The sequence below is a fragment of the Christiangramia forsetii KT0803 genome (assembly GCF_000060345.1).
Taxonomy (GTDB): Bacteria; Bacteroidota; Bacteroidia; order Flavobacteriales; family Flavobacteriaceae; genus Christiangramia; species Christiangramia forsetii.
On record NC_008571.1, the window covers coordinates 355,698 to 379,309 of the forward strand.

Here is a 23,612-nt window from a genome sequence, read left to right on the forward strand (position 1 = left end):
AATTAAAAAGGAAAAAATAATGGGATTACAAATGATGCTGCAATCCAGATGATAAAGTTAAGGGGTGTTCCGAACTTTAAAAAATCGCTGAAACGATAATTTCCGGGAGCATAAACCATAGTATTCACAGGGTAACTTACCGGCGTCATAAAAGTGAGGGAACAGGCGAACATTACACCAATTAAAAATGGTTTTTCGCTAACCTGCATTGCCGCAGCGAGACTTATTACAATAGGTGTCATCAACGCAGCGGCAGCTTTACTTGATAGTACGTTGGTAGATAAAAATGTAAACAGGAAAATAAGGCTAAGCGTCCATCTGGGATCCATGGTTCCTAAAGATTCAAAGACATATTGAGAAATAATATCTGAACCCCCGGTTTTTTCCAAAGCCTTCCCCATGGATAATACTCCCGCCATCATAAAAATCACTTTCCATTCTATAGCTTCATAGGCTTCCTGAGGTTTTAATATTGTAAGAGTTACCAATAGAAGGCTTCCAACCATGGCACTTATTAAGATAGAGGTGACATTGAATGCCGCGGCACTAACAACACCAATAACTATAAGAAGTGCGGGGATAGCTTTTTTGTAATCAACACTTTTGCCCTGATATTCTGAAAGAGTTATAATAAGTTTTTCTGAAGTAAGTAAAGAGATTGCTTTTTCTGAGGCGAATAATAGCATCATATCTCCTTCTCTTAATACCACATGGGAAACATCTTCGGTAATAGTTTCTTTACGATGTCTAATGGCTAAAACAGAGGCGTAATAGGTACTTCTGAAATTAAGTTGCTTGATAGATCTTCCCGCAAGTTCAGATCCATAAGGAATCATGATCTCATAAATCTTTTTTTCTTCGTTTGGATTAGTATTTTTTGTTGCTAGCTTATCATTTGGTTTTATATCACGTACATTCTCTTTATCCCCAATAAGCTTTAATCCTTTTTTTAGCTTAAGTTTTGCAAGGTTTACGGGATCTACCAGTATTCTTATAAGGTCATTTTCCCTCAGTACTGTCTCCCCGTTTATTTCATAGACTCGATAATGTTTTCTTTTAATCCTTAAAATCTGAACTTTAAAGTCATTTACGAGAGTAGATTGTGAAATCGGCTGATCTACATCATCATTTTCAGCACTAAGCTCAATTTCAGCCATGTATTTTTCGGCTTGTTTTTTTAAGCCTGCATCTTCCGGTAAGTCCCTTTTCGGTAATAAAATAGGCCCAAGAACGAAGATATAGGTCATTCCTATTGCAAGTAAACAAAGGGCTGCAAGAGAAAATTCAAACATTCCAAAGGCTTCCGACCCTAATTTTTCAGCATAACTGCTTACCAGGATATTGGTAGAAGTACCAATTAAGGTGCAGGTTCCGCCAAATAACGCTGCAAAAGATATTGGAATTAGAAGTCTTGCCGGGCTAATATTGGCTTCCCGGCATACCAGCAATGCTACCGGGATCAAAATGGCCACAACTGCCGAATCATTTATAAATGCTGAAAGTACCGCGGAAGTAACACTCAAAGAGACGAGTGCGAAAAAGTAATTTATTTTTGCAATTTTTATAAGCTTGGCACTTAGACCATCAATTAGTCCAGATTTAAATATCGCGGCACTTACTACGAACATACAGCCAAGCGTGATCGTTGCAGGATGATTAAATCCCGAAAAACCTTCTTCAGGACTCAATACCCCGGAAACAATAAATAACGCCATGATGATAATAGAAGTGGTATCTATCGAGAAATAATCGCGCACAAAGAGAATGATCCCTATGATAATTATCGCGACTGTTAGATACAATTCCATACCGTTTGGTATTACATCATGTTATATATTAATTTCCGGTGCCATGGCAAACGCAATTAGGTCTGGTAAAACTTTGTGTGCCTTCATGCCATTGAAAAGCTGAATTATATTTGTTGTTTTCCCAGTAAAAATTGGTTCTTTCTTCGGCTTCATTTCCTACCTGGTTCATGGTTTCAGCGTCAAATAACCGTCCGTTTACCATGGTGTATATTACAGATTCCGAATTTCTAATGTCCTCCAACGGGTTTTTTTCAAGAATAATAAGATCTGCCAGCTTCCCTTTCTCGAGTGAACCAATCTCCTTATCCATTCCTATATATTGAGCTCCGTTGATAGTTGCAGCCTGTAAAGCTTCCATATTGGTCATCCCACCCATCTGCAATAACCATAATTCCCAGTGAGCGCCTAAACCCTGTAACTGTCCATGTGCTCCCAGATTTACTTTTACACCTTCATCTGAAAGTGCTTTAGCTGTTTTCGAAACCAGTACAGGTCCGTTTTCATATTCTTCTTCCGGTAATTTAGTTCTATGTCTGGATCTTGAATCTACCAGTTCTCTGGGAGTAAAAGTTAAGAGGCGTTCGTTCTCCCAAACATTGGTTTTATCATAAAAAAGATACTCTCCGTTTATTCCGCCATAATTAACAATTAGGGTAGGGGTGTAGCCCGTATTCGATGCTCCCCATAAGCTTAGAACATCTTTATAAACCGGGGCAATAGGAATATTATGTTCAATCCCGGTATGACCATCAACGATCATATTCATATTATGAAAAAAAGTAGATCCGCCTTCGGGAACTACATTCATATTAAGTTCTTTCGCTGCTAGAAGAACCTGTTGTCTTTGTTCACGTCTGGGCTGATTATAACTTTTTACAGAAGTAGCACCAAAAGCTTTCGTTCTTCGTAGTGCAGAACGTGCATCGTCAATGCTATTAATTTCGGCTTTAAAATCTCCGTCAGCTCCGTAAAGAATAATTCCTGTTGAATATAATCTTGGTCCGATCATATCACCACTTTTAATCAATTCTGCAATTCCGAAGACCGTTTCACTTAAAGCGGAAGGATCGTGCGCGGTGGTCACACCAAATGCAAGGTTCGCATAAGAAGGCCAGTGTTTTTTAGGAGTAAGCCCGTATCTAAAAGCTCCAATATGGGCATGGGCATCTACAATTCCCGGCATGATCGTTTTTCCCTGAACATCATAAGTTTTTGCAGAAGACGGAATGTTCACTTCATCATTTTCTCCTATAGCCTCAATTTTATTTCCTTTTATTAGAATACTTCCGTTTTCGATCACTTTATCACCATCCATAGTTATAATTCGTGCATTGGTAAACGCGATCATACCATCAGGGACATCTGTCTTAACCTCAAGATTAACTTTAATCCCTTTTTCAGTAACTGGAGCGATAGAATCTGGAGAATTTTTTAAAAATGTAAATCGCTTTTCAACATCGTTCGTAAAATATTCGTCACCAAGTGTCCAGTGAATTTTTTCACTATTAGTAGACCAGTGCAAATTGACTCCTGCATCCTTGGTAATAGGAGTTACAGGCAAAGTTTTTGAATCTGGAGTGAGATCTATAGCCTGACCGGTCATGGCAAAAGGAGCTACATATGCTTTATGTAAATTGCTGAAAAGAATCCATTTATTATCGGGACTTGGCAGAATTCTGTTAGCATATTTTGAATTAATATGCGTTCGTTCGTCTTTACCATTCAGGTCAACACTCTTAAGACTTTTGGTAATATTTCCGAAGAAATAGCCGCCTGTTTGGAAGAAAATACGAGAATCATCTACATTGAAAATTGGGAAAATTCCTTCTTTAACCAGTTTCTTTACATTATCTCCGGAAGCATTCATCGTGTAAATTCCCGGTTCTTTGGTAAAAGTTTGTCCCAGGTCACTGTTACCGGATTCTTTCGAAAAAACAATCATTTTCCCGTCATTGGAATAAGAAGGATTTCTATAAATTCCTTTTTCTGAAGTTATTGTTTTTGAAGCACTCCCAGATAAAGAAACTCTTTTTATGGTTCCAAGATTCTGGTCGTCCCAGGTTACATAAATAATATGATTTCCATCGGGCGAAAAACTCGGTTCAAATTCAAAGTCTTCAGAATTTGTAATTCGTTGAGGTTTGCCATTTGGCAGTGATTTTTTCCACAGAAAACCAACAGCGTTGAAAACCAGGGTTTTCCCGTTTGGAGAAGTAACAGCGTGACGAATTACTTTTGGATTAAATTTTTCTGAAAATACTTCATGATCGGTTTGTAAAGTTTCAGCGATCTTAATTTTATTATTTACCTGAAATGGAATTTCAGAAACTTCATAATTATCAATATTTACTTTATTGATCTTTCCATTCGCCCAAAAAACCAGTTCCTCGCTATTCGGTATCCAGCTAAAATTAGGGTAAACGCCAAAAATTGCCCAGGCTTCCTGCTGATCTTTACTTAGGTTATCAAAAACCGGCCATTCTTCACCTGTTTCAAGATCATGAATAAATAAAACAGATTTGGTCCTGATACGTTTTACAAATGCAAGTTTTTTTCCGTCAGGAGAAACTTCAGGACGTGCTGCGCCACCGGGTCCGCCGGTGACCGTAATAGTTTCACCGGTTTCAAAATTATATCTCTTAATTACATAGATCTGCTTATTAGGATCTTTGTTATACTGAAAATTCCCACCGGGATACATGTCCTCGCTATAAAAAAGATATTTGCCATCTGAGGTAATGCTCGGCTCATTCACATCCTGCTGATCATTTTTACGTTCAGTAAGTTGGAGTCCTTCTTTTGCTGCGATATGATATTGCCACATTTCCCCGGCTCCCAGGGATCTGCCTGAAGTAAAATGCTTTCTGGCAATAACTGAATTTCCATCAGGTGTCCAAACAGCATTATTCAACAATCTAAATTTTTCTTCAGTGATCTGTTTGGCATTCTTGCCATTAACATCCATGATCCAGATATTATCACCACCCCCGGCATCACTGGTAAAAGATATTTTTGAGCCATCGGGGCTAAATCTTGGCTGTACTTCGTAAGGGATTCCTGTTCTTAAAATGCTAGCTTTTCCTCCGCTAATAGGCATTTTATAGATATCTCCTAAAAGATCAAAAACAATGGTTTTTCCATCAGGACTTACGTCCAGATTCATCCATGTTCCCTCGGAAGCATTAAGCGTCATCGTCTTAAAATTCCAGTCTTCCGGATAAGGATTGGCAACGTCCCATGTATCCTTTTCCTTTTTTTCTTCTTCCTTTTGAGAATAGAGCGGATTGAAAATTGAAATTATTACGGCCAGTAATGTGGCCGGGAGATATTTGTACATGTTGAGTAGTTTATAGTATTTAAATATACAGCATCTTTCTATGTGATGAAAGACCGCCGATTATAAATTTAAAAACTACTCCTGAAGTTTTAAAATGGAAGTTTGCTGAGATCTACATTTCCTCCTGAAATTATAATCCCGATTCTTTTATTTTGAAATCGATGCTTCTCTTTTATTATTGCGGCAAGCGGAACTGCACTGGAAGGTTCCACCACAATTTTCATTCGTTCCCATATAAGTTTTAGTGCCGCTTTAATTTCTTCTTCAGAAACTCTAATAATTTCATCTACATTCTCCAGAATAATAGGGAAGTTTTTATCTCCTAACTGAGTTTTTAATCCGTCAGCGATGGTATTTGCGGTTTCATTTGTTTCTATCTTACCACTTTGTAGAGATCGCCACGCATCATCTACTTCGATAGGTTCAGCTCCTATGCATTTACAATTATTTCCAAAATGCTTAACAGTGAGGGCAGTTCCGGCTATAAGTCCGCCACCTCCAACGGGACATATTATATAATCCAGATCAGGATAATCCTGAAGCAACTCTATAGCTGCAGTCCCCTGGCCTAAAATAACATCCAGATCATTGGATGGATGCACAAACGTAGCTCCTGTCTCTTTTTGAATTTTATTTGCTGTAGCTTCCCGATCTTGCAGGGTAGAAGGGCATTCGGTAATTTTTCCTTCGTAAGTTCTAACAGCCGATTTTTTAACCTCTGAGGCCGAATCTGGCATGACGATATAAGCCGGGACATCAAGACTTTTTGCGGCAAGGGAAAGTGCCTGGGCGAAATTTCCGGAAGAATGGGTAACCACTCCCTTTGCTTTTTTTTCTTCGGAAAGATTTAAAATTGCGTTGGTGGCACCCCGCATTTTAAAGGCGCCCATTTTCTGAAAATTCTCGCACTTAAACCAAAGACTGGTACTAACCATTTCATTAATGAGACTTGAGCTTAAAACTGGGGTTCGATGAATGTGTGGTTGAATCTTTTTTAAAACAGATTCTAAATCAGATTTTTTTATTTCCAAAATTTAAAGGTTTCAGTTAAAAATAAAAAAGCTGTCCAATAAGCTAGTTTTCGTCAAGCTGAACTTGTTTCAGCTTCTAATTTATTATCATAATAAAATCTGAGATCCTTAAACAAGTTCAGGATGACATAACTGTAACTTTTTAAACAACTTTTTTATTCTCTATTCATCTATAGGAATAGTGAGCATGGGGATTTCAGCTTTTTTAATAAGCTCCATAGATACACTTTCCTGTAAGAGATTATGTAGAAAACTATGTTTGTGAGTTCCCACAATAAGCAAATCAATATGAAGTTTTTGGGCTTCACTCATTACGGTTTCAACAGTTGACCCCTGAATTAATAAAGCATCTGCCTTTACCTCTTCGCTTAAAAAATTTTTACAGATTTCCTGAAGGTTGCGATGTTCTTCACGATACTCTTCAGCTTTAACATCACGGATATACTGTGGGCCAGGTTCGTATCCAACAAAATCGGGCTCAGGCTCTGCTACGTGCAAAACCCAGACTTTCGATTGGAATTTTTGAGCCAGACTATCGGCATACACCATTAATTCCCCAATACTGTCATTAAAATCGACAGCCACCATGATATTTTTAAAAGTATCCATCTGTAAAAAGTTTAAACATTAATAACCTTTATTCATCTCAACCCTGTTTTTAAGAGCCTCACCCTCTTTCATTTTATCATAATTTTCTGCAATCTGAGGTACCACAGACTCCGGCTTGGTGACACTGGCAATATGCGGAGTGATGTTAATTTTAGAATGCTCCCAGAATGGATGCTCCTCAGGCAATGGCTCTTCTCTAAAAACATCTAAAGAAGCTCCAGCAAGATGTCCGCTGCCTATCATTTCAATAAGATCATGCTCAACCAGGTGTTCACCTCTTGCAACATTAATAATATAGGCTCCTTCAGGAAGCATGTCAAATAGATCTGCATTAAGGATGTTCTCTGTATCTTCAGTTAAAGGTAATAAACAAACAAGAATTTCAGAATTCTCAAGGAATTCTTCCAATTGTTCTTTTCCATGAAAACTGGTAATGTTATCACAATCTTTTTCTGTTCGTGACCAGCCATAAACTTTGAAGAAATTCTTATGAAGTTTTTCTGCAACTGCGTTACCAAGAACTCCCAGTCCCATAATCCCAACTTTGGTATTTTGAGGTCTTTTATACTGAAATTTATCCCACTCTTTTTCCTTCTGGCATTTTACATAGTGGTGAAGTCCACGTATATGATTCATTACCTGGCTCAAAACGAAATCACCCATATCTTCGGTAAGGGTATCATCTACCACTTTAGTGATTGCAACATTCTCGGGTAAGGCATTGTCACTTAAAATATGGTCTACCCCTGCACCCATACTTGCGATAACTTTTAAGTTAGGGTAATTTTTAAATAGTCCTCTAGGATGATTCCAACTCAATGCAAACTCCACTTCCTCATTATCATGATCTTCAGGATAAACATATATGTTCATACCTGGGTGGGTATTTTTTAGGGCCTTTACCCAATTTTCCGGATCTCTTCCGGGACTTACAACTAAAACTGACATAATTTTTCTTTTTCTTTAGCTTACAAAAGCACTATAACCGGTAATGGCTCGGCCTACTATAAGCGAATTAATTTCTTTGGTTCCTTCATAACTATAGATCGCTTCGGCATCTGCCACAAAACGAGCTACATCATAATCAAGTAAAATTCCATTTCCTCCCAGTACCTCTCTAGCTCGACTTACCACATCTCTCATTCGCATACTACAGTAAACTTTTGCCAAACTTGCATGTTCATCTGTAAGCAAGTCCTGATCCTGCATTTCTGAAAGTCTGAAAACCATCGTTTGCATAGCAGTAAGATTTGAAAGCATCTCCACTAGATGATTTTGAATCAGCTGAAAAGAGGCAATAGGTCTTCCAAATTGCTCTCTTTTTTTGGTGTATTTCAAAGCGCTTTCATACGCTCCTCTGGCACATCCTACTGCCTGCCAGGCAACTCCGGCTCTGGTCATTCTTAGAACATTCGCAGTGTCTTTAAAAGAATTTGCGTTTTGAAGTCTATCGCTTTCAGGAATTTTACAATCTTTTAGAGTAATCAAGGCATTTTGAACAATTCTCAGAGCCATTTTACCTTTTATCTTTTCGGCTTTAAAGCCAGGATTTTCTTTCCTAACTAAAAAGCCTTTTACCTGATTAGAATCAAGGTCTCTTGCCCAAATAATGGTAACATCTGCAAAAGTGGCATTTCCAATCCATTTCTTCTGACCATTTAACACCCAGTTTTCTCCATCAAATTTACAAGTGGTCTCCAGGCCACCGGCAACACCAGATCCAACATTGGGCTCGGTAAGACCAAAAGCTCCAATTTTTTCCATTTTCTGCATCTTCGGAAGCCATTCTTGTTTTTGGTCTTCACTTCCGCATAAGTAAATAGAGCCCAAGGCTAAGCCACTATGGACTCCGAAAAATGTAGAAATTGAAACATCCACTCTGGCAATTTCCTGAGCGATAATACCTTCCATTAAAAATGGCAAATTCGGGCATCCGTAGCCCTCATAGGGCACCCCTACGATATTTAGGTCTCTAAATTTCTCGATGACTTCAAAAGGAAACTGATCTTTCTTCCAATATTCATTTACCAGAGGTCTAATCTCGTCCTCCATGAAATTGCGAACTTTTAACTGAATTTCCCGCTGTTTTTCGGTTAATTTCAGATCCAGATTATAAAAATCTCCATCAATAGGGGGGAGGTCATGCTGGCCTTTTTTACGTTTTGTCTTTAGCATCTTCATTAGCCCGGTCAATTGGCGCTCGTCCAATGTTCCTAAAGCTTTCATGGCCTCTGCCAGATCTATTTTTTGGTTGATTTTGGCTAATTGATCCATGTCAACCGACTTTAGAAGGTTGATGGTATTTCTAACTTTTTTAAATAAAGACATAGGAGATTTCTTGGTGGATTTTAAAAGTAGGAATTAATATAGCTTTTAGCTGTTAAGGTTTTCTGAAGAAATGATAAAAATGAACGCTTATTGAATCAGCGGCAAAATTTGGTTGGAATGAATCAATTTTAGGAGCCTTGGGGGACTCCTCCTAAATTCAGAAAAGGAGGTGCAAGAAATCATTAAAACTAAAAATGCCACTGTTTCCAGTGGCATCTCAAATAATTTAGGAGTTTTTAGTTCAGTTCAAATGCATCTTTTACTTTATCTACATAATCGAGTTTTTCCCAGGTAAATAATTCTACTTCCCTGGTTATTTTTCCTTTATACGGACTCTCAAAAATCTTAGTAACCTTTCGCGGTTCTTTTCCCATATGTCCATAAGCAGCAGTTTCTCGATAGATTGGATTTCTTAATTTCAATCTATCCTCGATTGAAGACGGGCGCATATCAAAAATTTCTTTAACTTTTTCAGCGATCTGGCCGTCGGATAAATCTGTATTATTTTTTCCATACGTATATACCGAAATTGAAGTTGGTTCAACAACTCCAATAGCATACGAAACCTGAACCAGAATTTCCGGAGCTACGCCTGCGGCTACCAGGTTTTTTGCAATATGTCTGGAAGCGTACGCCGCAGAACGGTCTACTTTTGAAGGATCTTTTCCGGAAAATGCACCACCACCGTGAGCACCTTTACCACCATACGTATCTACGATGATCTTTCTACCGGTAAGTCCGGCATCGCCATGAGGCCCACCAATTACAAACTTCCCGGTTGGATTAATATGATATACGATATCGTCATTAAATAATTTCTGAACATATTCCGGCAATTGTTTTTTAACCCTCGGGATCAAAATCTCAATAATATCCTTTTTGATCTTAGTCAACATCTTTTCATCATCGGCATCAAAATCATCATGCTGGGTAGAAACTACAATGGCAACTATTCTTTCCGGAACGTTCTCGTCACTATATTCAATAGTTACCTGACTTTTAGAATCCGGTCGCAGATATTCAATTTCTTTTCCTTCGCGTCTTAGTTTCGCAAGTTCAATAAGGATCTTGTGAGAAATATCAAGAGCAAGAGGCATGTAATTTTCAGTTTCGTTGGTTGCGTAACCAAACATCATTCCCTGGTCACCAGCTCCCTGTTCCTCTTTATTTCCACGATCTACACCCTGGTAAATATCCTGAGATTGTTCGTGGATCAAAGAAATAACCCCGCAAGAATCTCCGCTGAATTTATAAGCTCCTTTAGTATAACCAATATCGTTAATCACGTCCCTTGCGATATTTTGAACATCTAAATAAGTATTACTTCTAACTTCACCGGCCAATACCACCTGTCCCGTAGTTACCATAGTTTCACAGGCAACTTTAGATTCACCATCAAATGCAAGAAAATTGTCTAATAAAGCATCACTAATCTGATCTGCAATTTTATCTGGGTGTCCTTCAGAAACACTTTCTGAAGTAAATAAATAAGCCATTCAATTACTTTTTAGGTTAATAAGAACGGAAAAATTTGACGTGAAAGGCTAAATGGAGTGTAAAAACATTCTGCTTTAGCATTTTAAAATACCTTTTATAAGTATTAGGGTTGCAATCAGTCAAATCTATCCCTTTCAGTATGTAAGCACAAATGTATAAAAATTCATATCATAGCAAATTGATTTAACTTCATTTTATCCTATTTGAAGTTTTAATAAGATTTGTTGAACCGTAAGGAGATTTGTTTTAATAGCCATTTGGGCGTTGCGCTTCGCCTTAAGTGGCTTGCGCCGGGCTTTTACGGCTCGCTTCCCGATAAAAAGATCGGGAGAGCTCAAACAAACCGCTCAATCCCTAACGCAAAGAATAGGTTCCAGATAAATCAAAGAACAGGTATTATAATTTCAGAATCCGTAAAAAAAGCAACCAAAAATTTAATTTTCGCAATTCTTCTCCAATTATTTGGATATTAAAAAATTCCGTGCATATCTTTGTAATTCACAGAACGAAATAATGATCAGAACAATTTGCAATATGATGTGTATGATGCCGGAAAATTCCGCAGCGCACTCTATTGCATAAAACTGAAAAGATATATTTGCAAAAAGCCGCTGCCAACCGCAGCGGCTTTTTTTATGTCTTAATTTTTGTCACACTGAGCTTAGTTAAGCTTTTGAAATAAAATAAACCGTCATCCTGAACTTGATTCAGGATCTATTCAGAAGCTGAATCAAGTTCAGCTTGACGAAAGGAAAAATAAAATGTCAGGCTGAGCGAAGTCGAAGCCATTTAAATAATTAAGAAATGAAAACAAGAGTAATAGCAAATATGATAATGTCTAACATGATGGCGATGTGTATGTGTCGCATGAGCAGCTATTACCAAAACTTGAGAATGTAGAATCTAGTTATAGAGTTCAATTCGTAAAGTCCCCCTGGTAATAGCATATCAGGGGGACTTTTTTATTAAGGAATAAACCTCCCAGGTTTTCAAAACCTGGGAGGTTTGAAAAAAAAGCTTTAAAAAATATCAAGATTATGAGCACTCAAAATTTTTCAACTAAGGCACTTCATGCAGGACATGATACTACACAGAACGGTGGAACCAGAGCAGTTCCTATTTATCAAACAAGTTCCTATGTTTTTGATGACAGCGATCACGCTGCCGATCTTTTCTCCCTGGCTAAACCGGGATTTATTTATACCAGGTTAAACAATCCAACAAATGATGTTCTGGAGCAGCGACTTGCTGCAATAGAAGGAGGAATAGGCGCGGTGGTCACTGCTTCAGGAACTGCCGCAATCAATACCGCTTTATTAACTTTACTCAGAGCAGGAGATCATATTGTAGCTTCCAGTAGTTTATATGGAGGAACTTTCAATCTTCTAAAAAACACCCTTCCAAGATTTGGAATTACCACGACGTTCGTAAATCCTCAGGATCCGGAAAACTTCAAAAAAGCGGCTAAGGAAAATACGCGTGTATTTTTTGTAGAATCATTGGGAAATCCGAAACTGGATGTCCTTGATCTTAAAGGAATTTCTAAAGAAGCAAAGGCCTTTAAAGTACCATTTATAGTGGATAATACGGTTGCAACCCCATATTTACTAAATCCAATAGAGCATGGTGCCGACATTGTGATCCATTCCCTTACCAAATATATTAACGGGAACGGAACTTCGCTTGGAGGAGTGATCATCGATGCAGGTAAATTTGACTGGGCTAACGGGAAATTCCCTGAATTTACTGAACCTTCTCCGGGATATCATGGGCTTGTATATCATGATGCTTTAGAAGAGGCCGCTTTTATAGCGAAGGTTAGAATCGAAGGTTTGAGAGATCACGGTGCGGCATTGAGTCCGTTCAATGCATTTCAAATAATTCAGGGACTGGAAACTTTGAAAATTAGAATTAAAGAACATAGTAAAAATGCACTGGAACTTGCTAAGTGGCTTCAGACACAGGAAGAAGTGGAATGGGTAAATTATCCCGGCCTGGAAGACAACAAGTATTATAAGCTGGCCAAAGAATATTTACCTGAAGGACAAAGCGGGCTCGTCACTTTTGGAGTTAAAGGAGGATTTGAAGCAGCCAAAACAGTAGTAGATGCATCTAAAGTTTTCTCTCTGCTCGCGAATATTGGAGACACAAAGTCGCTTATCATTCATCCGGCAAGCACTACCCATCAGCAATTAACTGAGGAAGATCAGAAATCTACCGGAGTTACTCAGGATCTAATCAGGCTTTCCGTGGGACTTGAAGATGTGGAAGATCTTAAGACAGATTTAAAACAGGCTTTTTCACAAATTAAAAAGAAATCATTGGTTTAAATAAACTTGTCGCACTGAGCTTGTCGAAGTGGGCTATTAATACTGCAATAAAAAAAGGCTTCGACAGGCTCAGCTGGACAAAACATAAGATAAAAAGAGTTTTATAAAATATGTTACAAGAATTAACCATAGAAAATTTCACCAATTCTGCAGGTACTGCTCAGGATATCCACCTTAGCTATCAGTTCTTCGGAAAAAAGCCTTCCGAGGCTCCGATAATCTTGGTGAATCATGCACTTACTGGAAACTCGCTGGTAACGGGAAGTAAAGGATGGTGGAAAGATCTAATCGGAAAAAATAAATGTATTGATATTGATAAATTTTGCATCCTGGCTTTTAATATTCCGGGAAATGGTTTTAAAGGTCACGAAGACCAGTTCTTTGAAAATTATAAGGAATTCAGGCTAAGGGATATTGCAGAGATCCAGGCACTAGCTCTTGAAAAACTGAATGTCAACAAACTTTTTGCCATTATTGGTGGGAGTATTGGTGGTGCATTGGCCTGGGAACTTGCAGTTTTAAAACCTCAATTGGCTGAGAATATAGTCCCCATCGCAACCGATTATAAATCGACTGACTGGCTGGTTGCTAATTGCAGAATTCAGGATCATATATTAAATAATTCTTCCAATCCCGTTCATGATGCCAGAATGCATGCGATGACTTTCTATCGTACGCCGCAATCCTTGGCTCAAAAGTTTGAAAGTAAAAGAAATTCTAAAGATCAGATTTTTGAAGTGGAGAACTGGTTGTTGCACCATGGTGAAAAGTTAAAACATCGGTTTACATTAAAATCTTATAAGCTGATGAATCATTTGCTTACCACCATAGACATTAGCAACGGCACAGGAAATTACCTGGAAGCAGCGAGTAAAATTCAGGGGAGTATTCATGTTGTAACGGTCAATTCAGACTTGTTTTTCCTGGCTGAAGAGAACTGGAATACCTATGTAGAGCTTTCACTTTTAAAGAATAACATCAGCATTCATGAGATCAAATCCATACACGGTCATGATGCATTTTTGATTGAGACAGATCAATTAAACAGATTTTTAAAACCAATTTTCCAACTAACAAAAAAAGATTATGAAAACGATTCATCTCGCTCTGTTTGGGCCGGGTAAAGTAGGAAGCAAGTTGCTGGAACAACTTTCCATTTCTGAAGAACACTTAAAAAAGTCTTCCGGAATTAATGTAAAATTAATCCTGGTAGCCGATTCTTCTCATGCGCTTTTAAATCCGAAAGGCATAAAGTCCAGCTGGAATAATGGGTTCAAATCAGGTGCAAAGAGATATTCTTTTAATGATATAAAAGATTATTTCAGAGAAAATGAATTTAAGAATCTGGTTTCCATAGATACGACGGCCAGTGAAGATTTTCCGCAGAAATATATTGCATTAGTAAATGCAGGGAGTCATATCATTGCCGCCAATAAAGTAGCCAATACATTGTCTTCTGAATTTTATAAAGAGCTAAGAAAAGAGTTGAAAAGGAATAATAAAAAATTTATATACGAAACCAATGTGGGAGCTGGCCTTCCAATTGTTGAAACACTTAGAAATCTGCATCTTTCAGGAGAAAAAGTGACTAGAATACGAGGAGTTTTCTCGGGATCATTGAGCTATATTTTCAATAAATATTCAGAAGATGAAAAAGATTTTTCAGAAGTCTTGAAAGAAGCCGGGATTCTTGGTTATACCGAGCCAGATGCGCGTATTGATTTAAGCGGAAAGGATGTTGGACGAAAATTATTGATCCTTGCCCGAGAATTGGAACTGAATAAAGAACTGACAGATGTGAGAATTCAGTCTTTAATTCCGAAGCAATTGAATGGAGATACCAGTCTTGAAGAATTTAATAAAAGAGTAGAAGAACTGGATCTTCATTTTGGGAGTTATAAAAAAGATAAGTCAGAAGATGAGGTTTTACGGTATGTTGGAGAATTAAACGCTGTGAGTGGAGAACTGGAAGCAAAGCTTATTAAGGAGCCTAAAACATCGGTTCTTGGACAAATAGAAGGAGCCGATAATATTTTTGAGATATATACCGAATCTTATAAAGACCTGCCTTTAGTGATTCGTGGAGCCGGTGCCGGAGCAGATGTTACGGCAAGGGGAGTATTTGGCGATATTTTAAAAATATCTGAACGTTTAAATTAAGATTAAGATGGAAAACCTACAAGCTACCGGGATAGATGAAAATGACTGTAATGGATATTCAGAGGAACATTTTGAAACTATTGCGGTAAGAACCCAGAGTGCCAGAACACAATTTCAGGAGCATTCTGTGCCGCTGTATCTTACTTCGAGTTATATTTTTGAAGATTCTGAAGATATGAGGGCCAGTTTTGCTGAGGAGAAAGACCGGAATATTTATAGCCGATTCACAAATCCTAATACTTCTGAATTTGTGGAGAAGATCGCCAGGATGGAAGGTGCAGAGACGGGTTATGCATTTGCAACCGGAATGGCAGCAGTTTTTTCCACGTTGGCAGCTTTACTGAATAGTGGAGATCATATTGTATCTGCGAGATCGGTTTTTGGATCTACCCATGGCTTGTTTACCAGGTATTTTCCGAAATGGAATATTTCTCACAGCTATTTTGATGTGAATAAGCCGGAAACTATTGAGGATTTGATCAAACCTGAAACTAAAATTTTGTTTGCCGAATCTCCAACAAATCCGGGAGTTGATATTCTGGATCTTGAATTTTTAGGTCAGATCGCAAAAAAGCACCATCTAATACTCATTATTGATAATTGCTTTGCTACCCCATATATTCAAAATCCAATAAAATTCGGGGCAGATCTGGTGATCCATTCAGCAACTAAATTAATAGATGGTCAGGGAAGAGTGCTTGGTGGGGTAACTGTGGGAAGAGAAGATTTGATAAGGGAAATTTATCTTTTTAGTAGAAATACTGGGCCGGCGCTTTCACCATTTAATGCCTGGGTTCTTTCAAAAAGTTTAGAAACTCTGGCAGTTCGTTTGGACAGGCATTGTGAAAATGCATTGAAAGTTGCTGAGTTTTTAGAGGCGAATAAAAATATTGAGCAGGTGAAATATCCATTTTTGAAATCTCATCCTCAATATGATATAGCAAAGAGACAGATGAAGTTAGGAGGAAATGTGGTGGCATTCCAAATAAAGGGGGGAGTGGAAGCAGGAAGAAAATTTATAGATAAACTTTTGCTATGCTCCAGATCTGCAAATCTTGGAGATACAAGAACCATAGTGACTCATCCTGCCTCGACAACTCATAGCAAACTTTCGCATGATGAACTTAGTTCCGCGGGGATTGCCGAAGGATTGGTGCGAGTATCTGTTGGACTTGAAAATGTGGATGATGTGATTAAGGATTTGAAACAGGCTTTAGAGTGAAAAGGGAGAAGTGAAGAGTGAAGAGTGAAAAGTGAAAATTGGAGTTTGGAAGTTGAAAAATTCAGAAAGTTTGTCACATTGAGCGCAGTCGAAATGTGTTGTTGGAATTTCACTGCACTCGCAAAGGCACTTAAGAAAGAGAAGAGAGAAATGCGAAGTAAAAAAATGGAAGTTGGAATTTGGAAAATTTAGAAAGTTTGTCACATTGAGCGCAGTCGAAATGTGAAAGTTGGAATGTTAGAAGTAATAACTGAAAGCTGGATTTTATTATATTCGTCCTATGCTTTCTAAAAAGACCAAGTACGGAATTAAGGCTCTGGCATATATTGCCAGAAAAAAAGACAGAAAACCTGTCCAGGCATCTGAAATCTCTGAAAGTGAAAATATTTCACAGAAATTCCTTGAAAGTATTCTTCTGGAATTGCGAAAATCAGGATTTCTAGGTTCAAAAAAAGGTAAGGGCGGCGGCTATTATCTCATTAAAGAACCAGCTGAAATCAAAATGACAGCTGTTATCCGGGTTTTGGAAGGACCTATCGCGATGGTGCCTTGTGTAAGTCTTAATTATTATGAGAAATGCAACGATTGTCCAGATGAAAAAACCTGTTCGGTCCACAAATTAATGATTCAGTTAAGGGATGCGTCTTTAAATGTACTTGGTGAAAACACTTTAGAAGATATTGCTTTTGTATAGTGATTCTTAGAGTGTTAAAATAAGATTTTTTTATCGAAATAATTGGCTGTTAAACCTATAGCGTTTAGATTTGTTTAAAACCTAGTAAACCTATAGGGTTATAGTTTTTAATGAAGAAAATATGTTGATGTTGCTAAATAATACTAATGCAAAAAGTACTTATAAAAAGGATAAATCTACGGAGCGTCCTATGCGAAGTATTCTTAAAACCATCAGTTGGCGTATTGTTGGAACTATAGATACTATAGTGATTTCATGGATTCTAACTGGAAAGATAGAAACAGCTTTAGCTATAGGTTCAGTAGAATTAGTAACTAAAATGATCCTCTATTTTGGTCATGAAAGAATTTGGAACGCAATAAATTTTGGAAAAGAATAGTGAGCTAGGCGCATTAAGACTTCGGAGTAATCAGAATAAATTCTGGTAAGCAAAGAAGCCTATAACACAAAATAGAAGAGACAGATGAAAAGATTTAAAGATATAGAACTAAAAAAACTGAATAGTCAGTTAAGGGGCGTTGCTCCATCTGAGATTATTCAATGGGTGTTGTCCTCCAGCGATAAGCCGGTAGTGACCACTAATTTTAGACCATATGAAGCAGCGATTCTTTATGCATGTGTTCAGGTGGATCCCAATATCAAAGTGATCTGGTGTGATACGGGTTATAATACACCGCAAACATATAAACATGCGAATTACCTAATAGATCGATTGGCACTTAATGTAAAACTCTATACTCCTGAGGAGACAGCAGCATACAGAGATGCTTTCTTTAATGGGATTCCGCAGGTAGATTCTACAGATCATGCCGAGTTTACCAGGCAGGTAAAGCTTGAGCCTTTCCAACGTGCAATGGCTCAACAACAACCTGAGGTATGGTTCACCAATCTTCGAAAAGGACAAACAAGTTTTAGGGACAGTATTGATATTTTGAGCTATAGCAAAGACGGAGTTTTAAAGGTTAGCCCCTTTTATCATTGGGATGATGAAAAGCTTGATGACTATTTACGCGAAAATAAATTGCCTAATGAGTTCAAATATTTCGACCCTACTAAAGTATTAGAGAATAGAGAATGTGGTTTACACGCATAAAAGCTTACAAATGAGTTCAATTTTAAATCAAAATACACTAGAAAGTGAAGCTATTTACATCTTCAGGGAAGTAGTAGCTCAATTTGAAAATCCTGTGCTATTGTTTTCGGGAGGTAAAGATTCAATTACGCTGGTAAGACTGGCCCAAAAAGCTTTTTATCCGGCAAGAATTCCGTTTCCACTCATGCATATAGATACCGGTCATAATTTTCCTGAAACTATTGAATTTAGGGATAAACTGGTAGAAGAATTGGGACTTCAATTAATTGTTCGTCATGTTCAGGATGATATAGATAATGGTAAGGCAGTTGAGGAAAGAGGTAAGTATTCCAGTAGAAATTCCCTGCAGACCAATACCCTTTTAGATGCTATAGACGAGTACAAGTTTGATGCCTGTATTGGTGGTGCCCGCAGGGATGAAGAAAAGGCCAGAGCGAAAGAAAGAATTTTTTCCGTAAGAAATGATTTTGGAGAATGGGATGAAAAGAATCAGCGACCTGAAGTTTTTGATATGCTGAATGGAAGAATTGATATTGGGCAGAATGTTCGGGTATTTCCAATTTCCAACTGGACAGAACTGGATGTTTGGAGTTATATAGATTCAGAAGAAATTGAGATTCCTTCCATTTATTTTGCTCATGATAGAGAGATTTTTGAAAGAGATGGATTGATCTGGACCGCTTCAGAATATGTATATAAAGAAGATCATGAAGCTACAGAAAATCGAAGAGTGAGATTTAGAACCGTTGGGGATATCACCTGTACGGCGGCTGTAGAATCTGAGGCAGATTCTGTTGAAAAAATAATTCAGGAGATAAGGGAGTCGGCAATCTCTGAAAGGGGGGCTCGTATTGATGATAAAAGATCTGAAGCCGCAATGGAAACCAGAAAACAACAAGGTTATTTCTAAAAAGAAAAAAATGGAAGTTTTAAAAATAGCAACAGCAGGAAGTGTAGATGATGGTAAAAGCACCTTAATTGGGCGACTGCTTTACGATACTAAATCGTTGACATCAGACAAAATTGAGGCAATTGATAGAGTTAGCAAGAAGAATGGACTGGATTATCTTGACTTTTCGCTTGCTACAGATGGATTGGTTGCCGAAAGGGAGCAGGGAATAACTATAGATGTGGCGCATATCTATTTTTCCACTCGCAAGAAAAGTTACATTATAGCCGATACTCCCGGTCATATAGAATATACCAGGAACATGGTAACCGGCGCTTCAACTTCCCAAACCTCCATTATTTTGATAGATGCAAGAAAAGGAGTGATAGAGCAGACGTATAGACATTTCTTCATAAATAATTTACTGAGAGTTAAGGAAGTGATTGTCGCGGTAAACAAGATGGATCTGGTGAATTATTCTGAAGAAGTCTTTAACGGGATCGTTCAGGATTTCGAAGAATTAAGGGCAAAAAGTGATTTTAAAGATCAAAAACTCACTTTTATTCCGGTAAGTGCGCTATGGGGAGAGAATATAGCTGAAAAATCAACTGCAATGTCCTGGTATGATGGTCAAACTATCCTTGAACATTTGGAAGATCTCAAAGCTGATGATTTTGAAGAACAAAGTCAGGCGAGATTCTCAGTTCAAACGGTGATAAGGCCTAAAACAGATGAATTTCATGATTATCGCGGGTATGCAGGAAAAATTAGCGGAGGCAGTTTAAAAGTAGGGGACGAGGTAACAGTATTACCTTCTTTAACAACTTCAAAAATCAAGGAAATACATTTTTTTGATAAGTCTTTTGAAGAAGCGCTGGCTGGAAGTTCTGTAACCATCAGTCTGGCAACTGATATTAATGTAGCCAGAGGCGATATGTTAGTGAAATCCAACGAGGTTCCGGAAGAAATTAAGGTACTTGATGCTATGGTTTGCTGGATGGATAATAGAGCGCTGGTTCCGGGGACTAAATATGTGTTACAGCATAACACCAATGGCATCCTGGTAAAGATCGATAAAGTAGAAGGACATGTAGATACCAATTTTGGAGCAGAAGAGAGAGTGTCTTCTCTTAACCTGAATGATATAGGAAGTGTGAAGATCAAACTAAGTAAGCCAATTTTTGCAGATAGCTATAATATTAATCGTGCAAATGGGAGGTTTATTCTGGTAGATACGCAAACGAATACCACCGCAGGAGTTGGTTTTATTAAATAAGAATCACGAAATAATGAAACATTTTAATAAGAACATTTTGTCAGCTATATGTATGCGCGAATTGTCTTTCACTTAGAAGCCTGTTTTATAAACTGAATTATAAAAAAGTCCTTTTAAGTGAAATACCTAAAAGGACTTTTTTTCATATATCGTCATCCTGAACTTGTTTCAGGATCTCAGAAAGTTGAAGAACTTAAAATAGACCCTGACCTTTCGACTGCGCTCAAGGTGACAGCTTAGGTTGATATTTATGAAATTATCGTCATGCTGAACTCGTTTCAGCATCTCAGGGAAATAGAGTACGAGTATTTGTAGAAAATTTAAATAAAATATCATGCAAAGTTTTAGAACCGAAATCGAAAATCCCGTTGTTGAAAAAGACATCATCGATTTAGAGAAAAAGATCAGACTTTTCCGTGAGGGAAAAGCCGATGAGGAGAAATTCCGAAGCCTGCGCCTGGCACGTGGGGTTTACGGACAGAGGCAGGCCGGCGTTCAGATGGTTCGAATAAAACTGCCGTTTGGGAAAGTAACTTCAGAACAGCTGCATAGAATTGCGAATGTTTCTGATGAATATTCCAAAGGCCGTCTGCATATTACTACCCGTCAGGATATCCAGATCCATTATGTGAGCCTGGATAGAACTCCTGAACTTTGGGCTCAACTTGAAAAAGATGATGTTACCCTTCGTGAAGCCTGCGGGAATACCGTTAGAAATATTACCGCTTCCCCAACCGCGGGGATCGATCCAAAAGAGCCGTTTGATGTGTCGCCTTATGCAGATGCAGCATTTAAGTTCTTTCTTCGGAACCCGATTTGCCAGGAAATGGGGCGAAAATTCAAGATGTCCTTTTCTTCTTCTGAAGAGGATACCGCGCTAAGTTATATTCATGATCTTGGGTTTATCGCTAAACTGAAGGATGGAAAACGAGGATTTAAAGTTATGTTGGGCGGCGGACTCGGTTCTCAACCACGTCATGCAGATGAACTGTACGATTTTCTTCCTGCGGAAGAGATTATTCCATTAACTGAAGGAGTACTTCGGGTTTTTGATCGTCACGGTGAACGTGCTAAAAGATTGAAAGCGAGAATGAAATTTCTGGTCAAAGATATCGGGAAAGAAGCTTTTATGGAGTTAGTGGAAGAAGAGAAAACAGCACTTTCTCAAAAACAGCCAGAATTCGAGATAGAAAAATTTGAAGCTGCTCCGCCATTACAGGATGTTGAAGTCCCTGCAGTAGAAATTGAGAACCAAAAAGATTTTGAAACCTGGAAGAATACAAATGTATTTGCACAAAAGCAGGAAGGATTATTCGCTGTTGGAATTCGCGTTCCGCTAGGTGATTTTTATACCGGGGGAGCAAGGGAGGTGGCAGATTTGGTGAAGAAATATGCCGGAAATGAGATCAGGTTAACGCTAAGACAGGATATTTTAATTCGTCATATACGTGAAGAATTCCTGCCTTTCTTTTATGCTGAATTAAAAAAACTGGGCTATGCCGAAACCGGATATAACAAAACCGTAGATATAACTGCCTGCCCGGGAACCGATACCTGTAATCTTGGGATCGCAAGTAGTACCGGAATTGCCGATGTACTGGAAGATGTTCTAAAAGAGGAATATCCACAATTTATAAACGGCAAGGATATAACGATAAAGATCAGCGGATGTATGAATGCCTGCGGCCAGCATAATATGGCTGAAATTGGCTTCCAGGGAATGTCTATTAAAGTTGGGAAAACAGTTGCTCCCGCATTGCAGGTATTACTTGGCGGAGGAACTTTAGGAGACGGTCAGGGAAGATTTGCCGATAAAGTGGTGAAGGTTCCCAGTAAACGTGGGCCTGAGGCTTTAAGAGTCTTATTGAATGACTTTGAAGCAAATTCAGAAACCGATGAAAAGTTCGCTGAATATTACGACCGGAAAGAGAAAACCTATTTCTACGATCTATTGAAAGACCTGGCCGATACTTCCAATCTTTCTGAAAATGATTTTGTGGATTGGGGACACGAGTCACCTTATATCAAAGCAGTTGGTGTGGGTGAGTGTGCCGGAGTGGTAATAGATTTGATCGCAACACTGCTTTTTGAAAGTGAAGAAAAGATAGACAATGCGAAATCTGCATTGGAAAGAAAAGATTGGGCAGATAGTATTTACCATTCTTATACATCCATTGTAAACTCAGCCAAGGCACTGCTAATTGCTGAAGATGTGAAAACGAATACACAGGCCGGGATCATTGCCCAGTTTGATGAACTGTTTGTGGAAACTGGAAAGATAGAATTAGCGACTTCTTTCAAAGAATTCGTTTATCAGTTAAATGAAAATGAGCCAAGTGAGGCTTTTGCAAATAAATATTTAGAGGACGCGCATTTATTCCTTAAAAGAGTAGATGCATTTAGAACAAAGGAGGTACAAAATGTATAATTCACCAAAATTAACCGTAGTTGGAGCAGGACCCGGGGATCCGGAATTGATCACCGTCAAGGCTTTAAATACCTTAAAGTCTGCTAATGTGGTTCTTTATGATGCCCTTATCAATCGGGAATTACTGGAATATGCGCCACAGGCGGAACATATTTTTGTGGGAAAGCGAAAGGATAAGCATCGTTTTCCGCAGGATGGGATCAACGAACTTATTGTGAAATATGCTCTGGAACGTGGTCATGTAGTAAGGCTGAAGGGTGGTGATCCATTTATCTTCGGAAGAGGTTCAGAAGAAATTAATTACGCCAGAAGGCATGGACTGGAAACAGCGGTAGTTTCAGGAATTACATCTTCGATCGCCGTTCCTGCCAATGTGGGAATTCCGTTGACCCAAAGAGGGACTTCTGAAAGTTTCTGGGTGATTACCGGAACAACTTCCCAGAGAAAGTTATCCAATGATGTTCGGCTGGCGGCGCAATCAACAGCAACTGTCGTGATCCTGATGGGAATGGGAAAACTGAAGGGAATCGTGGAGGTTTTCAAAGGCTTCGGAAAAGAGAATATTCCGGTTGGAATTATTCAGAATGGAACTACGATTAACGAGAAATCTGGTTTTGGTACGATAAAAAATATTGAAAAAGTGGTTTCCGAAAAACAACTGGGAGCACCTGCGATCATTGTAATTGGCGAAGTGGTGAGAGAAGCGAATGCTTTACAGGCAGTATATAAGAATGTAGAAAACCTTCCGAAGCAATCGAAATTTGTCAAAATAGGAGCTGCTTAAAATAATGCAAGTTAAAGAGCTGTCACCTTGAGCGAAGTCGAAAGGTCAGGATCTTTAGAGAAGCTGAATCAAGTTCAGCTTGACGTAAAATTAAATTTGTATGAATGTCAAACTGAGCTTGTCGAA

At 38.4% G+C, this 23,612-nt stretch carries 18 protein-coding genes; 11 read left to right on the forward strand and 7 right to left on the reverse strand.

Annotated features, from left to right (window positions below; genetic code table 11):
- Positions 1-2 precede the first annotated feature (2 nt).
- The 7 genes from GFO_RS01490 to metK form a co-directional block, all read right to left on the reverse strand.
- Positions 3-1,808: an SLC13 family permease gene (locus tag GFO_RS01490; protein WP_011708231.1), complete on the reverse strand. Its 1,806-nt coding sequence runs from the start codon at positions 1,806-1,808 to the stop codon at positions 3-5.
- A gap of 28 nt (positions 1,809-1,836) precedes the next feature.
- Positions 1,837-5,145, reverse strand: a complete 3,309-nt coding sequence (locus tag GFO_RS01495) for an amidohydrolase family protein (protein WP_011708232.1) — start codon at positions 5,143-5,145, stop codon at positions 1,837-1,839.
- 89 nt (positions 5,146-5,234) lie between these two features.
- Positions 5,235-6,170: a threonine ammonia-lyase gene (locus GFO_RS01500; protein ID WP_041250199.1), complete on the reverse strand. Its 936-nt coding sequence runs from the start codon at positions 6,168-6,170 to the stop codon at positions 5,235-5,237.
- Between the two features lie 168 nt (positions 6,171-6,338).
- Entirely contained in the window at positions 6,339-6,785 is a 447-nt protein-coding gene (locus GFO_RS01505) for a universal stress protein (protein WP_011708235.1), read from the reverse strand.
- A gap of 18 nt (positions 6,786-6,803) precedes the next feature.
- A complete protein-coding gene (locus GFO_RS01510; protein WP_011708236.1) occupies positions 6,804-7,733 on the reverse strand; it encodes a 2-hydroxyacid dehydrogenase in 930 nt (309 codons plus the stop codon).
- 15 nt (positions 7,734-7,748) lie between these two features.
- The gene (locus GFO_RS01515) at positions 7,749-9,113 is read right to left on the reverse strand and encodes an acyl-CoA dehydrogenase family protein (RefSeq protein ID WP_011708237.1); all 1,365 of its coding nucleotides are present in this window, start codon (positions 9,111-9,113) and stop codon (positions 7,749-7,751) included.
- Between the two features lie 236 nt (positions 9,114-9,349).
- Positions 9,350-10,609, reverse strand: a complete 1,260-nt coding sequence (gene metK, locus GFO_RS01520; RefSeq protein ID WP_011708238.1) for a methionine adenosyltransferase — start codon at positions 10,607-10,609, stop codon at positions 9,350-9,352.
- Positions 10,610-11,647: 1,038 nt separating this feature from the next.
- Between metK and GFO_RS01525 the strand changes: the two genes are divergently transcribed.
- The 11 genes from GFO_RS01525 (at position 11,648) to cobA (ending at position 23,486) form a co-directional block, all read left to right on the forward strand.
- Positions 11,648-12,940, forward strand: coding sequence for an O-acetylhomoserine aminocarboxypropyltransferase/cysteine synthase family protein (locus tag GFO_RS01525; protein ID WP_011708240.1), 1,293 nt, complete (start codon positions 11,648-11,650; stop codon positions 12,938-12,940).
- 110 nt (positions 12,941-13,050) lie between these two features.
- Positions 13,051-14,064, forward strand: a complete 1,014-nt coding sequence (locus tag GFO_RS01530; protein WP_011708241.1) for an alpha/beta fold hydrolase — start codon at positions 13,051-13,053, stop codon at positions 14,062-14,064.
- Positions 14,027-15,100, forward strand: a complete 1,074-nt coding sequence (locus GFO_RS01535) for a homoserine dehydrogenase family protein (protein ID WP_011708242.1) — start codon at positions 14,027-14,029, stop codon at positions 15,098-15,100. The genes GFO_RS01530 and GFO_RS01535 overlap by 38 nt, the downstream gene beginning before the upstream one ends.
- A gap of 7 nt (positions 15,101-15,107) precedes the next feature.
- The gene (locus tag GFO_RS01540) at positions 15,108-16,322 is read left to right on the forward strand and encodes a trans-sulfuration enzyme family protein (RefSeq protein WP_011708243.1); all 1,215 of its coding nucleotides are present in this window, start codon (positions 15,108-15,110) and stop codon (positions 16,320-16,322) included.
- Positions 16,323-16,602: 280 nt separating this feature from the next.
- A complete protein-coding gene (locus tag GFO_RS01545) occupies positions 16,603-17,016 on the forward strand; it encodes an RrF2 family transcriptional regulator (RefSeq protein ID WP_011708245.1) in 414 nt (137 codons plus the stop codon).
- 121 nt (positions 17,017-17,137) lie between these two features.
- Entirely contained in the window at positions 17,138-17,395 is a 258-nt protein-coding gene (locus tag GFO_RS01550; protein ID WP_011708246.1) for a DUF2061 domain-containing protein, read from the forward strand.
- Positions 17,396-17,479: 84 nt separating this feature from the next.
- A complete protein-coding gene (locus GFO_RS01555; protein WP_011708247.1) occupies positions 17,480-18,109 on the forward strand; it encodes a phosphoadenosine phosphosulfate reductase domain-containing protein in 630 nt (209 codons plus the stop codon).
- A 10-nt stretch (positions 18,110-18,119) separates the two neighbouring features.
- Positions 18,120-19,019, forward strand: a complete 900-nt coding sequence (gene cysD, locus GFO_RS01560; RefSeq protein WP_011708248.1) for a sulfate adenylyltransferase subunit CysD — start codon at positions 18,120-18,122, stop codon at positions 19,017-19,019.
- A gap of 10 nt (positions 19,020-19,029) precedes the next feature.
- Positions 19,030-20,274, forward strand: coding sequence for a sulfate adenylyltransferase subunit 1 (locus GFO_RS01565; protein WP_011708249.1), 1,245 nt, complete (start codon positions 19,030-19,032; stop codon positions 20,272-20,274).
- Between the two features lie 334 nt (positions 20,275-20,608).
- On the forward strand, positions 20,609-22,702 hold the full coding sequence (locus GFO_RS01570) for a HEPN domain-containing protein (RefSeq protein ID WP_011708251.1): 2,094 nt from the start codon (positions 20,609-20,611) through the stop codon (positions 22,700-22,702).
- The gene (cobA, locus tag GFO_RS01575; protein ID WP_011708252.1) at positions 22,695-23,486 is read left to right on the forward strand and encodes a uroporphyrinogen-III C-methyltransferase; all 792 of its coding nucleotides are present in this window, start codon (positions 22,695-22,697) and stop codon (positions 23,484-23,486) included. The genes GFO_RS01570 and cobA overlap by 8 nt, the downstream gene beginning before the upstream one ends.
- Positions 23,487-23,612 lie beyond the last annotated feature (126 nt).